Raw genomic sequence first — 14,368 nt, forward strand, 5'->3', positions numbered from 1 at the left:
ACGCTTCGGGACACTGGCGAGCGAGGCCGCCCCGGCTACTCCTGTCGCCCCTGTCCGCCTTCACCTTCTGACCATAAAGCACCGATATCGCGATGCCCTTCGATGATGTTCGCCACCTCGAAGCAATCTCCATCATAGCGGAAGAAAATGACATACCCCCGGAAAGCGAAACTCCGGATGTCCGGCCGGAGATCGGGACGAGCACGACCGATCGTCGCCTGCAAGCTTGCCAGATCGCGGCATTTCTGGCGCAGCGCATTCACAAAACGCCGGCCAAGCACCAAGCTCCCGCTTTCGCGAGCGACGTATTCAAAGATATTGACCAAATCTGTCTGTACCGACGGCAACATACGCAGCCGTGGCACTCCTAGAGGCCTTCCTTTGCGAGTTGCTCAGCCTTGGCTTCCAAAGCCGCGTCAATATCCTGCTCAGTCGCTTCGCCGTCAGCAGCAAACGACTTGTCCAGCATGGCACGTAGCGCCTTCAGCTTTTCCTCGCGTTCTTCGACCAGGCGTAAGCCCTCGCGCACGACTTCGCTGGCAGAGCCGTAGCGGCCCCGCTTGACTATGTTGGAGACAAAAGTTTCCCAGCGCTCACCCAATGAGACGTTCATTGTCAGGCCTCCTGTTCAGTTTATTGTTAACGCGATAACAAAAATAGCGCAATAACTGGCATCGAGGAAAGACCCGCAGTTCACCACCACAATTTGACTTTTGTCGACAGTCGTGAATAATGTCAGCAAGGAGATGGCATGGCGATCCGACCGGCAGAACAGCTTATTCACAAGGCCGCCTGGCTCTACTATGCCCACGGCTTGCGCCAGGACCAGGTGGCCAACCAGCTCAAGATTTCCCGCGCCTCGGTCGCCATGTATCTGCGCAAGGCGCGCGAGACCGGCATCGTAAACATCTCGACCTCGACCCAGCTGTTCACGGACGATGTCATGGCGCGCAAGCTCGAAGACGCATTCAAGCTCGATGCCGTCTGGATCGCGCCGGAAAACGGCCATGTCGCCGATCCGTCGACCGACATCGCGGTGCTGGCGGCCAGCGTCTTTCTCGAGCTGATCAAGAAGGGTGATCGCATTGGCGTCGCCTGGGGAAGGACCATCTATACGATCGCCGACATCATGTCCTATGCCGACCTGCAGGATGTCACGGTGGTGCAACTCTGCGGCAATCTGGGAGCCCCCTATTCCTACCGGCCCGACCAATGCACCATGGAAATCGCCCGCCGGCTCAATGCCAAGGGACTCAATTTCTATGCGCCGCTGGTGCTGACGACAGAGGAATTGGCGCGCGGCCTGCGCGCCGAGCCGGTGATCGGCGAGCAGTTGTCGGGCATCAGTGCGTGCAATCTGGCGCTTTACTCGGTCGGCACCGTCGACGCCGACAGCCATGTCGTCAAATGCGGCGCGCTGACTGTCAGCGAAATGGAGGTGCTGCGCCGTGCCGGGGCTGCCGGCGTCATCGCCGGGCAGATCATCGACTCGCAAGGCAAAGCGCTCGACTGCAGCTATAACCGGCGGATCATTTCGGCGGAGCTGTCATCGCTGCGCAAGATCGAAAAGCGTCTCGTGGTGGTGCAGGAGGACAGCAAGTTCGGACCGCTGGTGGCGGCGATCGCGGGTGGGCTGTGCACGCATCTGGTGGTCGGCGCGCGGATGGCGCGACGGCTGCTCGACCATGCCAGACCGGCGGCGGAAAAGGTCGCCTAGAGAATACAAGCCGCCGCTGACGCATTGTCATCAAGGCGTCGCGGCATTCCTGTTTCACGACGACAGCAAATCGGACGAGCGAACATGAAGAACCTGTGGAATGACGGCGACGCGGAGACGCTGGTTGCCGACTATGCAACAAAGGGTGTGGCCCGCGACCTGGCGCTGCGCGTCTACACGACCAGGCTACTGGGCGGCGAACCGCGGCTTGTCCTGCATGGCGGCGGCAACACATCGTGCAAAACAAAGGCCACTGACCTCGTCGGGGACGAATGGGAGGTGCTCTGCGTCAAGGGCAGCGGCTGGGACATGGGCGTCATCGAGCCGCAGGGCCTGCCGGCGGTCAAGCTCGGCGCGCTGCTTAAGGCGCGGTCGCTCAAAAAACTCTCCGACGAAGACATGGTGGCGCTGCAGCGGGCGAACCTGATCGATCCGTCTTCGCCCAACCCTTCGGTCGAGACGCTGCTGCACGCCTTCCTGCCGCATAAATTCGTCGACCATACGCACTCGACCGCCATTCTCGCCATTGTCGACCAGGACGACAGCGAGGCGCTGAGCAAGAAGGTCTTCGGCAGCAAGATGGGGTTCGTGCCCTACATCATGCCCGGCTTCGACCTGGCGAAGGCGGCTGCCGATGTCTTTGACGCCGACCCGACGGTCGAAGGCCTGATCCTCGACAAGCATGGCATTTTCACCTTCGGCGACGATGCCAAGCAGGCTTACGACCGGATGATCCATTATGTGAACGTCGCCGAGGATTTCATCGCCAGCCACGGCAAGCCGCGCAGCGAGAAAGCCGCCTTGCCGGCCAGGCTGGCGAAGCCTGCGGAGATTGCGCCGATGCTGCGCGGCGCGGTCGCGGTATCGCGCGGCGAAGGCCGCTTCGATCGCATGATCAGCGACTTCCGCACCTCGGAAGCGATCGTCGATTTCATCAATTCGGCAAAAATTGCCGACTATGCCGGGCGCGGCGTGTCGACGCCCGACCTGTCGATCCGCATCAAGACCGGACCCATGGCGCTGCCGGCGCCCGACGCGGACAAGATCGGCGACTATAAGTCCGTCATTCGCCAACACGTCGAAAAATTCGCCGGGGATTATCGCGCCTACTTCGAAACCAACGACGCGCTCGACGATGTGAAGCGTACTATGCTCGACCAGATGCCGCGGCTGACGCTGGTGCCGGGGCTCGGCATGTTCGGCCATGGCCGCACGCTGAAGGATGCGAAGATCGCCTCCGACGTCGGGGAGATGTGGATCGAAGCGGTGCGCGGCGCTGAAGCAATCGGCGATTTCCATCCACTGTCCAAAGCCGACCTGTTCCCGCTCGAATACTGGTCGCTGGAACAAGCCAAGCTCGCCTCCAACAAGCCGAAGCCACTGACCGGCCAGGTTGTGCTGGTCACCGGCGGCGCCGGCGCGATCGGTGCCGCGACGGCAAAACTGTTCGCCGACAACGGCGCGCATGCGGTCGTTGTCGATCTCGACGCGGCAAGGGCGACGGAGGCGGCAAAAAAGGCCGGCAACGGCTCAATCGGCGTCGGCGCCGACATCACCGACCCGGCACAGATGCGCGCTGCCTTCGACAAGGCGGTCGCCGTCTACGGCGGCCTCGACATCCTCGTCTCGAATGCCGGTGCGGCCTGGGACGGCAGGATCGGCGAACTCGACGACGCCACTTTGCGCAAGAGCTTCGAACTCAATTTCTTCGCCCACCAGTCGGCGGCGCAGAACGCAGTGCGCATCATGCTCGAGCAAGGCACCGGCGGCGTGCTTTTGTTCAACACTTCCAAGCAGGCGATCAATCCAGGTCCGAAGTTCGGCGCCTATGGTATGCCAAAGGCGGCGACGCTTTTCCTGTCCAGGCAATACGCCGTCGACTACGGCGCCCATGGCATCCGCTCAAACGCCGTCAACGCCGACCGCATCCGTTCGGGGCTGTTGACCAACGCGATGATCGCCAGCCGTTCGAGCGCCCGCGGCGTGTCGGAAAAGGAATATATGGCGGGCAATCTGCTCGGGCAGGAAGTGACGGCCGAAGACGTCGCCCAGGCCTTCCTGCATTCGGCGCTGGCAGAGCGCACCACCGCCAATGTGACGACGGTGGATGGCGGCAACATCGCGGCAGCGTTGAGGTAGCTGAAACTCTGCCATCCCTCGTGGTGGGAGATCACCGGAGAATCCTAACAAAGATTGTTAGATCTTGTGAGATATGATATAAGGCTACGCATGAAGACCCAAGCCATGCGCACCCTTACCATATCCCTCACCCCGCAACAGGCTGCCCGCCTGCAAAGCGCTGTCGAGGGCGGGGGATATGCCTCTAACAGCGAGATTGTCCGCGACGCCTTGCGCCTGTGGGAACAGCGCGAGGAATTGCGCGCCTTGGAGTTGGAACACTTGAAACGGGCCTATGCCGACGGCATGGCCAGCGGCAATCCGGTGGAAGTCGAACCCGCCGAGTTCATACGCGGTCTGAAAGCAGAACGCCGCGCCCGTGGCTAGATATCGGCTCACGCCGCGCGCCTCGCAGGATTTGCGGGATATTTGGCACAACATCTCAATCGAGAGTGAAAAGGCAGCCGACAAGCTGCTCATGCGCATTTTTGACAGACTGGGGTTGGCGGCGGAGCATCCCAAAATGGGCGCAGCGAGGCCAGAGTTGAGCGTGACGGCCCGCGTGCTCATCGAGGGCCGCTACATCATCATCTACGAACCGCAGATGGAAGGCATCCTGGTCGTGGCGATCGTCCACGGGATGCGCGATCCGGAGCACTGGCTGTAAACCACGAAGCTGACGGAGCAGGCATTCAGACCTGGTAAAGAGCGGCCCGAAGCCGCTCGCGAGCCGCTCTTTCCACTTACCTGTGATAAAACCTACTTGGCGTTCGGGTTCGGCATCCAGGGCGGCATCGCGACATCGGCATGGGCGAACTGCGGCAGCTTGGCCGAGAGGTCTTCCATGTTCTTGATGTCCTTGTCGATCAGATCCTTCTGGGTGATCAGCGTCGGCGGCACGATGACGTTGCGGCCAGGGTCTTCGCCGGCCAGAAGCTGCGCCAGCGCGCGCACCGAAACCTGGCCGACGACGGCCGGATTGGTGGCAGCCGTCGCCGCCCAAGCGCTGTCGGGCTCGCGCATCGCTGATATGTCGGAGGTCGAGATGTCGGCCGAGTAGATCTTGATGTCCTGCGACAGGCCGGCCTCGTCGACGGCGATCTTCACGCCCTTGGCGAATTCATCATAGGGCGCGAACATCACCTTGATGTCAGGGTTGGCCGACAGCACCGAACGGGCCTGGTTGGCGACGGAATTGGCGATCGGGTTGTCGAGCGTGCCGAACATCGCCGCCTCTTTGATGCCCGGATATTTCTTCTTGAACTCGACCCAGGTCTCGTTGCGGCGGTCGAGCGGCGCGATGCCGGCGACATAGACGTAGCCGGCCTTCCAGCTCTCGCCATTGTCCTTGATCGCCTGCTCGAGCGCCAGGCGTGCAAGGTCGCGGTCGGACTGCTCGATCTGCGGTATTTTAGGATTTTCGACGTTGACGTCGAAGGCGACGACCTTGATGCCGGCGTCGACCGCGCGCTGGGCGGCTTCCTTCATCGATTCCGTCAGGCCGTGCTGGATGACGATGCCCTGGACGCCGAGCGCAATGGCCTGGTCGACCATGTCGGCCTGGAGGGCGGCATCCTGGCGGCTGTCGAGGACGCGCAGATCGACGCCAAGCGCCTTGGCCTGCGCTTCGACGCCGGACAGATAGGCCTGGAAGAAGTCGCCGGTCGAGAGATAGCGGACCAGCGCGATCTTGACGGCGCCGGGCTTGTCGAACGGCGCCGGCCTGTCCTGCGCCATCGCCGGCACCTGCATCAGCAGCGCAGCACCGGCAAACCCGAGTGCTGCCTTCCCCAAAACTCTCCTTGTGATCTTCATGGTGTCTCCTCCACTTGTTGAACTCAAATTTTCAGCCGGGCGAAATCCTATCCGTCGAAATCCTACCTGGTGCCCCTGCCGGAAAGGGCGAAGGTGAAGACAAGGGCAACCACGAGAACCACGCCCTTGATGAAATCCTGCGTGTAATAGGGCGCATTCATCATCGTCAGGCCCTGCAGCAGCACGCCGACAAACACCGCACCGACAGCCGTGCCGAAGGCGTTCGGCTTGGCGGCGCCAAGAACCGCGTAGCCGATGAGCGCCGCAGCGACAGCGTCGAGCAGGAGATTGTTACCCGAGGCGATGTCGCCGCGTCCAAGCCGGGCAGCGAGCAAAATGCCACCGATCGAGGCAAAAACCCCTGAAATAACGTATGCCCAGACTTTGTATGCCTTGCCAGGCGCGCCGGCGAGCTCGGCAGCCCGTTGGTTGCTGCCGACCGCATACATCATGCGGCCGAAACGGGTGTATTCGAGAAAGAACCAGATCAGCACCGCAAGCACGAGCAGGACGACGACCGAAACCGGGATGAGGTTGGGGATGAAGAAATCGAAGCGGTGGCGGCCGAGCGCCAGGAAGGCGCGGCCAAACGTGCCGTTGGCGACCGACCCATCGGGCATCGTCATGCCGGTGGCGATCGAGCGGCCTTCGGTCGGGATGCGCTGCAGGCCAACGAGCAGGAACATCATGCCGAGCGTCGCCAGGAGATCCGGCACGCGCATATAGACGATCAGCCAGCCATTGATGAGGCCGACGACGACGCCGATCAGGAGACAGGCGACAACCGCGACGATGACGTTCTGTTCCAGCACCACCATGACATAGGCGGCTGCCATCATGGCGCTTGTGGCGACCGAGCCGATCGACAGGTCGAAGCCGCCGACGACCAGGGTGGCGGTGACGCCGAGCGCCAGCACGCCGGTGATGGCGACGGACTGGAAGATGAAGACGGCGCTCTGCGGCGAGACGAAGCCATCGGCGGCGATGGCGAAATAGGCGATCAACCCGAACAGCAGAACGATGAAGCCATAGCGGATGGCATGGTCGCGCGCAGCTGCCATCTCAACCCAACCCGAACTCATGCCCTCTCCATTCCACGTCCCATTATCTGCCCGCCTCACGCCGCGCTGTGCAGCGGCCCGCCCGCCACTTCGGCCAGCAGGCGCTCGAGGTCGATGTCGGCGTTGCGATGCTCGCCGACGATTGTCTGCTCCGACATCACCAGGATGCGGTCGGCGGTCTCCAGCGCCTCATCGAGCTCGGTCACGAACAGCAGGGTCGCACGGCCGTTGGCGCTCGCCCGCAGCTTGGCCGCGATGTCGCGCCTGGCTGAGATGTCGACGCCCTGGAACGGCTCGTCCAGGATGAACAGTCTTGCCGCCTGCGACATCCAGCGGGCGACCATCACCTTCTGCTGGTTGCCGCCGGAAAGGGCGGACATTTCGTCCTTCTCCGAGCGGCAGACGATGCCCAATTCGCTGATCTGCCGGCGGGCGGTGGCGCGCTCAATGCTGCGCTTGAGAACGCCCAGACGCGACATCCGCTTGTGGAATGGCAGGCTGATATTCTCCTGGATGTTGAAGTCGCCGACGATCCCGTTTTCGCTTCGATCCTTGGCGACGAGAAACACGCCGGCGGCGATCGCTTCGCCTGTCGACCCCGGCGCATAGGCTTTGCCGTTCAGCACCATGGTGCCGGACAGCGGCTTGCGCACGCCAAACAGCGTCTCGGCGAGCGCGGTCTTGCCGACGCCGACGAGGCCGGTGATGGCGACGACCTCGCCGTCGCCGAGCGTCAGCGAGATCGGCCTGGAAGCTTCGGCGATGCGCAACCCGTCAATCGTCAGGACAGGTCTGGCCGAATTCCTGGCGACGATCTGGTCGAGGTGGATCTTGCGGCCGAGCATGGCGTTGACCGCGCCTTCATAATCGAGCGGCTTGCTGTCGAAGACACCTGAGATGACGCCGTCGCGCATCGAGACGATCCGGTCGGCAAGCCGCCTGATGTCCGACATGCGGTGCGAGATGTAGAGGATGGCGACGCCCTGCTCGCGCAGCCTGTCGAGCAGCGCGAAAAGCCGGTCGGCCTCGGCGCTGGACAAGGACGACGTCGGCTCGTCGAGGATCAGCACTTTCGGCTGATGCGCCATGGCGCGGGCAATCGCCACCATCTGGCGGTCGGCCAGCGAGAGATCGCTGATCCAGGCTTTCAGGTCGATCATCAGCCCCATGCGGTCGGCAACCGCCTTTGCCTCGCGGCGCACCCGGCCCGGATTGAACAGGATCGGCGCGCCGCTGCCGCTCAGCCTGCCGAGCGTCAAATTGGTGGCGACGTCGAGATCGGCGACGACACCGTCATTGATGTTCTGATGAACGGTGACGACGCCGGCGCGGATCGCCTCCGCCGGCGTTTTCGGCGCGAAGTTTTGGCCTGCGAGGCTCATCGTGCCGCCGCCGCGCTCGTAAACGCCGCTGATGATCTTGACCAGGGTGGATTTGCCGGCGCCGTTGGCGCCCATCAGCACGGTCACTTCACCGGCATGCAAATCGAGCGAGACGCCGCCAAGCACCTCGATAGGGCCGAAGGATTTCCTCAGGCCGTCGACGCGGAACACGGCATCATTGCCCATTCGTTCCTCCCTGGCGACGACGCTATGGGCTGTTCCGGCAATTGTCAACTCGATTGACAATTGCCAGAGGGCTTCCTAGCTTGGACCAACCGTGATGGCTCCACTAAGATGAGAGCGCGTAAACGGGAGGTGAGGATGACTGGGAAATTGCCGTTCGAAGCACTGTCGGTCGAAACCCTGGCGGCACGGCTCGGCGCCAACGCGGCGCTGTGCTCGCATATCGGCAAGGACACGGCCCGCTGGAAGGTTCGCGAGGTCGGCGACGGCAATCTGAACCTGGTGTTCATCGTCGAGGGTGCCCAGGGTGCGGCCGTCGTCAAGCAGGCCTTGCCCTATGTCCGCCTGGTCGGCGACAGCTGGCCGCTGCCGCTAAAACGCTCCTTCTTCGAATATCACGCGCTGACCCGGCAGCAGGCGAGAGCGCCCGGCTCGGTGCCGGCGATCCATCACTTCGAGGAAGGCCAGGCGCTGATCATCATGGAGTATCTGTCGCCGCACATCATCCTGCGGCGGGCGCTGATCGAGGGCCGGCAACTGCCCAACATCGCCAGAGACATCGGCCTGTTCATGGCCCGCACCCTGTTTCGCGGCTCCGACCTGCATATGGCGACCAAAGATCGCAAGGCCGACCTGGCGCTGTTCGCCGACAATGTCGAGCTCTGCGACATTACCGAGAACCTGGTTTTCTCGGACCCGTATTTCGACGCCAGGATGAACCGGCATACAAGCCCGCAACTCGACAGCATCGCCGCAGAGTTGCGCGCCGACCGCGACCTCAAGGTCGAGGCGCAGCGGCTGAAGCACATTTTTGCCGCCAATGCGGAGACGCTGCTGCACGGCGACCTGCATTCCGGCTCTATCATGGTCACCGAGACAGAAACGCGGATGATCGATCCCGAATTCGCCTTCTACGGCCCGATCGCCTTCGACGTCGGCATGCTGCTCGCCAATTTCTGGATGGCGTTCTTCTCGCAGCGCGGCCACGAGCAGAACGGAAAGCGCCACGCGATGCGCGCCTATCTGCTCGAGGTCACGGTCGAGACATGGTCGGTGTTCCGCAGCGAGTTCTCGCATCTGTGGCGAACCGAGCGCACCGGCATGCTCTACCAGAAAAGCCTGTTCGAGGATCAGGGCGACAGGCTCGGCGCCGAGCAGGCGCTCGACCACACGCTGCACCAGGTCTGGACCGACATGCTGGGCTTTGCCGGCGTCGAGGTGCACCGGCGCATTCTTGGCCTCGCGCACAATGCCGATTTCGAGACCATTGCCGACGCCGATCTGCGCGCCACATGTGAGGCGAAGGCGCTGAAATTCGGCCGTCACATCGCCGTCAACCGGCGCCAGATCCACAGCATCGACGAGGTCAACACGCTGGCCGCGCTGATCGAACAGGAGAACAGGATTTGAACGTCGGCGACCGCCACTACCGCACCATCTGGCTGAGCGACGACCGGCGTTCGGTGGAGATCATCGACCAGCGCTGGCTGCCGCATGATTTCCGCGTCGAAAAAGTCGGCACCGTTGCCGGCATCGCCACGGCGATCCGCGACATGTGGGTGCGCGGCGCGCCGCTGATCGGCGTCACCGCGGCGTATGGCGTCGCCATGCAGATGGCCGACGACCCTTCCGATGCGGCACTCGACGGCGTCTGGGAGGTCTTGCACGAAACCCGACCGACGGCGATCAATCTGCGCTGGGCGCTCGATGAGATGCGCAATTTGCTGCGGCCGCTTCCATCTGGACAGCGCGCCGAGGCGGCTTACCGGCGCGCCGGCGAAATCGCCGACGAGGATGTCGGCCTCAACCGCGCCATCGGCGTCAACGGGCTTGAGATCATCAGGGAAATCGCAGCACGCAAGCAGTCGGGCGAGTCGGTCAATATCCTGACCCACTGCAACGCCGGCTGGCTGGCCACCGTCGACTACGGCACCGCCACGGCGCCGATCTATCTGGCAACGGAAGCCGGCATTCCCGTTCATGTCTATGTCGACGAGACCCGCCCGCGCAACCAGGGCGCCCAGCTGACCGCGTGGGAGATGGCCGGCCACGGGGTGCCGCATACGTTGATCGTCGACAATGCCGGCGGCCATCTGATGCAGCGCGGCCAGATCGACATGGTCATCGTCGGCACCGACCGCACCACCGCCGACGGCGATGTCTGCAACAAGATCGGCACCTATCTGAAGGCGCTGGCCGCGGCCGACAACGACGTGCCGTTCTATGTCGCGCTGCCGTCGCCGACCATCGACTGGACGGTGGGTGACGGGCTGGCCGAAATCCCGATCGAACAGCGCTCCGGCGACGAGGTCTCGCTGGTCTGGGGCAAGAGCGCGAATGGCGAGATTGCGCAGGTCCGCATCTCGCCGGAGACGACGCCCGCCGCAAATCCGGCCTTCGACGTGACGCCGGCGCGGCTGGTCACCGGATTGATCACCGAGCGCGGCGTCGCCAGTGCGTCGCGCGACGGCTTGAAGGCGATGTTTCCCGGACGGGGATGATCCTGCTCCCACGGTTACTGCTGAAACGGTTGGCGGCGGACCCCAAGACATCAAGACTGACGGCTCGCCGGACTCCTGACAAGACCCCGCCTCGCCGGGAATGCAAAATGCGATGTCGATCCACCGAATGATCCGAAAAGGCCGCCATCAGCTGGCGCAGTCAACGGCGCGTGACTGCGGAACTTGCCGTCATGAACGCCTTCATCCAAAACCGGATTGCCAAATTATGGTAGTGTGATTATACCAGTTACTGAGGTGATGATCGGGCCCATCGATGAGATCAGGAGGACGGCTGGATGACAACGATTGCGCTGTTTGGCGCCGGCGGCAAAATGGGTTACCGGCTGTCGACCAATTTTCGCGGCTCTTCCCACATCATACGCCATGTCGAGGTCAGCGACGCCGGCCGCGAGCGACTGAAGACCGGGCTGGGCATCGACGCGGTCAGCGCCGATGAAGCCCTGAACGGCGCCGAAGTGGTGATCCTGGCGGTTCCCGACACTCATATCGGCAAGGTTGCGGCCAGCATCGAGGGCAAGCTTGCGTCCGGCACCATGGTGGTCGTGCTCGACGCCGCAGCGCCTTTCGCCGGCCATCTGCCGAAGCGGCCGGACCTGACCTATTTCGTCACCCATCCCTGCCATCCGCCGATCTTCAACGACGAGACCGACATGGCGGCCAAGAAGGACTATTTCGGCGGCGTCAAGGCCAAGCAGCATATGGTCAGCGCGCTGATGCAGGGACCGGAGGAGGATTTCGCCAAGGGCGAAGCGATCGCCAAAATCATCTGGGCCCCGGTGATGCGGTCGCATCGCGTCACCGTCGACCAGATGGCGCTGCTCGAGCCAGGCCTTTCGGAGACCGTCTGCGCTTCGTTGCTGGTCGTGATGAAGGAAGCCGTCGACGAGGTCGTCGCGCGCGGGGTCGACCAGCAGGCTGCGCTCGACTTCCTGCTTGGCCACATGAATGTACTCGGCGCCGTCATATTCGGCGAGACCAAGGGCGTGTTCTCCGACGCCTGCAACAAGGCCATCGAGTTCGGCAAGCCGGTGCTGATGCGCGACGACTGGAAGCGGGTCTTCGAGCCGGAAGAGATTGCGGCGAGCATTCAGCGCATCACCTGAGGCGACCCTTTTCCTTCTCCCGCTGCGGGAGAAGGATGAGGCGCGCTTTATGTCACCGCGGCGACCCTGCCCGCCGCATCGAGGCGACAGCCGACTTGCGCCTGCCGAACCTCGACGCCGCCTTGTCTTGCATAGTGTATGCGCACCTCGAGCCGCGCCGTGAGCGCGCCCCGAAATTGCTGCAACGGACCTGCGCTTACCGCTTGAACACGCACGGCGCCAAGCGGCGCCGCGGCCGACGCGATCGCCGTGCGGCAGGCGCGCACCACAGCTGGTGGGATACCGGGTTTGGCTCTCAGCGGCGCGATAAACGGATAGCCATAGGTGTTCGGCGCCAACGCGTCGCGACCCCCTCCGGAAGGCCTGAGCCTGCGCGGCAGGACGGCGAATTGTCGCGCCGCCATGGCCTTGGTGGTGGCTGGCGTGACGTCGGCGGTCGCGGCTTGCCCGGCGCCCAGTGCCGGGTTGCCTGGCTTAGCTCCTGGAGCTGTGCCCGATGCGGACGTAGGGTCGCCCACCCCGACACCTGTCGACAGGCCGCCGCTTGCACCGCCGAGGTTGCCGCTGACGCCAAGCCCGGCGCCGAGCGATCCCTTGTCCGCGCCGAGCGATCCGCCAAGGCTTGCTCCCCCTACTCCGTCGGCGCTCGCGCCGCCCGACACAGAGGCGCCTTTCGGGCCGGCGCCAAGGCCGGCACCGACCCCGACACCGCCAAGTTTACCGCCAAGCCCCGCTTCCAGAGCCGAGGCCGGGCCAATCGCGATCGCGACTGTGAATGCGGCTGCGACGTATTTGTTCATCACCATATTCCTCCTGCGGCATGTATTCGGCCCACGGATATGCCCTTCACGATCAGCCCTCACTAGTGAGCGCCGAGCTTCGACGGTCGCGTCGGGAGCAACGCGTCGGGAAGCGTGATGGTCGCCACCACAACAGCTCGCGACGGTCTTTTGGCCTTTACTTTGTGGTTTTCCCGCAACCCCGATTGACGGGCTGGTCGCGAGCGCGCCGACACATCTGCACGCGAAGTTGCGACGGCACGCGCTTTCGGAACGCGCTCGCTGCGACGTTCATCCCGGGCCTTTTCAACGTCAATCGCCTTTCGAGCGGCGCTGAGGTCGCGGGCCAGGCCGATGGCCTCGTTGCGCTCTTGCTCCAACGCCGCGCTCAGCTCCATCGAGACGCGGCTCGCCTCCTGCTTTGCCGCGTCGCGTTCCCGGCGAGCCCTGTCGCGATCATTTGCGGCTGAATCGGCCCGTTCGCGCTCCAGTTCGAGTGCATCGCCAGCTCGCTTCAAAGCCGCCTCGGCCGTCTGTCGGTCCCTGATGGCGCTGGTGCGCGCGGCCGCAGCCAGATCCGCGCTCGCCTTAAGCGCGTCGATGGTTTGGCGCGCGGCGGCGAGTTCGCGTTCGAAGCGCTCAGCCTTGTGCCGCTGCTCATCAAGCGCTCGCTGCGCCTCTGCCACGGAGGCCTCGATAGAGCGACGCGCTGCAAGCATGGCGGCCTTCTCGCGATCGTTTGCGGCTGTACCGGCCCGTTCGCGCTCCAGTTCGAGTGCGTCGCCAGCTCGCTTCAAAGCCGCCTCGGCCGCCTGTCGGTCCCTGATGGCGTTGGTGCGCGCGACCGCAGCCAGATCCGCGCTTGTCTTAAGCGCGTCGATGGTTTGGCGCGCCGCGGCGAGTTCGCGTTCGAAGCGCTCAGCCTTGTGCCGCTCCTCATCAAGCGTTCGCTGCGCCTCAGCCACGGAGGCCTCCATAGAGCGACGCGCTGCAAGCATGGCGGCCCTCTCGCGATCGGCGAAAACGGCTTTGGCCTTTAAATCCTCGACTTCGCGTCGCGCCACTTCCAGATCGAGCGCGAGCTCTTCGGCTCTTCGCCTCTGCTGTTTTAGCGCCTGTCCTTGTTCGGCCATCGTGTCGGCTACCGCTCGCGCCTGCGCGCTGGCGTCGCGGGCGCCGCGCTGCATCACGGTCAGTTCGGCTCGCGCTGCCGCCAAATCGCGGCCGTCATGGTCAGCGCGAGCCGGGTCACCGCGAGCCGACTGCACGCTCTTTTTGAGCGCGTCGACTTCCCTCAACGCCGCAAAGAGCTTTTGTTCCAGCGTGCCGCGATCAGTCCGCACCGCATCGAGTTCCCGCACCAAGGCGTCAGCCCGTTTGCGCGCCGTCGCAAGGTTCTGATTGTGTCGGGCGGCATCGTTGCGAGCAGTCTGGCGAGCCGCACGTGCTTCCGCGCGCGCTGAAGCAATTTCCATGCGAGCGGCGGACAGCTCATTCAGCAATGCCCCTTGCAGAGCTTGCTGTTGCTCCACAGCAGGTTGCCGAGGTGTGTGGGAACTGCGCACGCCCGGCTGCGCCTCGGCCTGGCCGTTCTCGACACTGGTGCGTTGCGAAGCCACGGCCGAAGAGCCGTCGCGGGCTGCGTCTGCAGGCGGTTCGGGCGCTTCTTGTTTGACCTCCACCGAAGC

At 63.7% G+C, this 14,368-nt stretch carries 14 protein-coding genes; 7 read left to right on the forward strand and 7 right to left on the reverse strand.

The genetic code is table 11. The annotated features are described in order from the left end of the window. Window positions 1-35: 35 nt before the first annotated feature. Both JG739_RS26720 and JG739_RS26725 read right to left on the reverse strand, forming a co-directional pair. The gene (locus JG739_RS26720) at window positions 36-350 is read right to left on the reverse strand and encodes a type II toxin-antitoxin system RelE/ParE family toxin (protein WP_244749589.1); all 315 of its coding nucleotides are present in this window, start codon (window positions 348-350) and stop codon (window positions 36-38) included. A gap of 17 nt (window positions 351-367) precedes the next feature. Beyond that, complete coding sequence (locus JG739_RS26725) at window positions 368-613, reverse strand: type II toxin-antitoxin system ParD family antitoxin (protein ID WP_202364127.1); 246 nt, start codon at window positions 611-613, stop codon at window positions 368-370. 138 nt (window positions 614-751) lie between these two features. Between JG739_RS26725 and JG739_RS26730 the strand changes: the two genes are divergently transcribed. The 4 genes from JG739_RS26730 (at window position 752) to JG739_RS26745 (ending at window position 4,502) form a co-directional block, all read left to right on the forward strand. Continuing rightward, entirely contained in the window at window positions 752-1,717 is a 966-nt protein-coding gene (locus JG739_RS26730) for a sugar-binding transcriptional regulator (RefSeq protein ID WP_202364128.1), read from the forward strand. 84 nt (window positions 1,718-1,801) lie between these two features. Next, window positions 1,802-3,856, forward strand: coding sequence for a bifunctional aldolase/short-chain dehydrogenase (locus tag JG739_RS26735; RefSeq protein ID WP_202364129.1), 2,055 nt, complete (start codon window positions 1,802-1,804; stop codon window positions 3,854-3,856). Window positions 3,857-3,961: 105 nt separating this feature from the next. After that, window positions 3,962-4,222, forward strand: a complete 261-nt coding sequence (locus JG739_RS26740; protein ID WP_370463402.1) for a type II toxin-antitoxin system ParD family antitoxin — start codon at window positions 3,962-3,964, stop codon at window positions 4,220-4,222. Then, entirely contained in the window at window positions 4,215-4,502 is a 288-nt protein-coding gene (locus tag JG739_RS26745; RefSeq protein ID WP_202364131.1) for a type II toxin-antitoxin system RelE/ParE family toxin, read from the forward strand. The genes JG739_RS26740 and JG739_RS26745 overlap by 8 nt, the downstream gene beginning before the upstream one ends. A 92-nt stretch (window positions 4,503-4,594) precedes the next feature. Here JG739_RS26745 and JG739_RS26750 read toward each other — a convergent pair whose 3' ends face one another. The 3 genes from JG739_RS26750 to JG739_RS26760 all read right to left on the reverse strand — a co-directional run bounded on the left by JG739_RS26750 (window position 4,595) and on the right by JG739_RS26760 (window position 8,279). Beyond that, entirely contained in the window at window positions 4,595-5,650 is a 1,056-nt protein-coding gene (locus JG739_RS26750) for a substrate-binding domain-containing protein (RefSeq protein WP_202364132.1), read from the reverse strand. Window positions 5,651-5,712: 62 nt separating this feature from the next. Next, entirely contained in the window at window positions 5,713-6,732 is a 1,020-nt protein-coding gene (locus JG739_RS26755) for an ABC transporter permease (RefSeq protein ID WP_244749590.1), read from the reverse strand. 35 nt (window positions 6,733-6,767) lie between these two features. Continuing rightward, window positions 6,768-8,279, reverse strand: coding sequence for a sugar ABC transporter ATP-binding protein (locus JG739_RS26760; RefSeq protein ID WP_202364133.1), 1,512 nt, complete (start codon window positions 8,277-8,279; stop codon window positions 6,768-6,770). A gap of 135 nt (window positions 8,280-8,414) precedes the next feature. Here JG739_RS26760 and mtnK point away from each other — a divergent pair, with 135 nt between their 5' ends. The 3 genes from mtnK to JG739_RS26775 all read left to right on the forward strand — a co-directional run bounded on the left by mtnK (window position 8,415) and on the right by JG739_RS26775 (window position 11,901). Further along, window positions 8,415-9,686, forward strand: a complete 1,272-nt coding sequence (gene mtnK / locus JG739_RS26765) for an S-methyl-5-thioribose kinase (protein ID WP_202364134.1) — start codon at window positions 8,415-8,417, stop codon at window positions 9,684-9,686. After that, window positions 9,683-10,777, forward strand: coding sequence for an S-methyl-5-thioribose-1-phosphate isomerase (gene mtnA / locus JG739_RS26770; RefSeq protein ID WP_202364135.1), 1,095 nt, complete (start codon window positions 9,683-9,685; stop codon window positions 10,775-10,777). The genes mtnK and mtnA overlap by 4 nt, the downstream gene beginning before the upstream one ends. Window positions 10,778-11,073: 296 nt before the next feature. Then, complete coding sequence (locus JG739_RS26775) at window positions 11,074-11,901, forward strand: phosphogluconate dehydrogenase C-terminal domain-containing protein (protein ID WP_202364136.1); 828 nt, start codon at window positions 11,074-11,076, stop codon at window positions 11,899-11,901. A 47-nt stretch (window positions 11,902-11,948) separates the two neighbouring features. Here the strand turns inward: JG739_RS26775 and JG739_RS26780 are convergent, their stop codons facing one another. Beyond that, on the reverse strand, window positions 11,949-12,701 hold the full coding sequence (locus JG739_RS26780) for a hypothetical protein (RefSeq protein ID WP_202364137.1): 753 nt from the start codon (window positions 12,699-12,701) through the stop codon (window positions 11,949-11,951). Between the two features lie 62 nt (window positions 12,702-12,763). Next, on the reverse strand, window positions 12,764-14,155 hold the full coding sequence (locus JG739_RS26785) for a hypothetical protein (protein ID WP_244749591.1): 1,392 nt from the start codon (window positions 14,153-14,155) through the stop codon (window positions 12,764-12,766). Between the last annotated feature and the right edge of the window lie 213 nt (window positions 14,156-14,368).

Source organism: Mesorhizobium sp. L-2-11 (assembly GCF_016756595.1).
Lineage (GTDB): Bacteria > Pseudomonadota > Alphaproteobacteria > Rhizobiales > Rhizobiaceae > Mesorhizobium.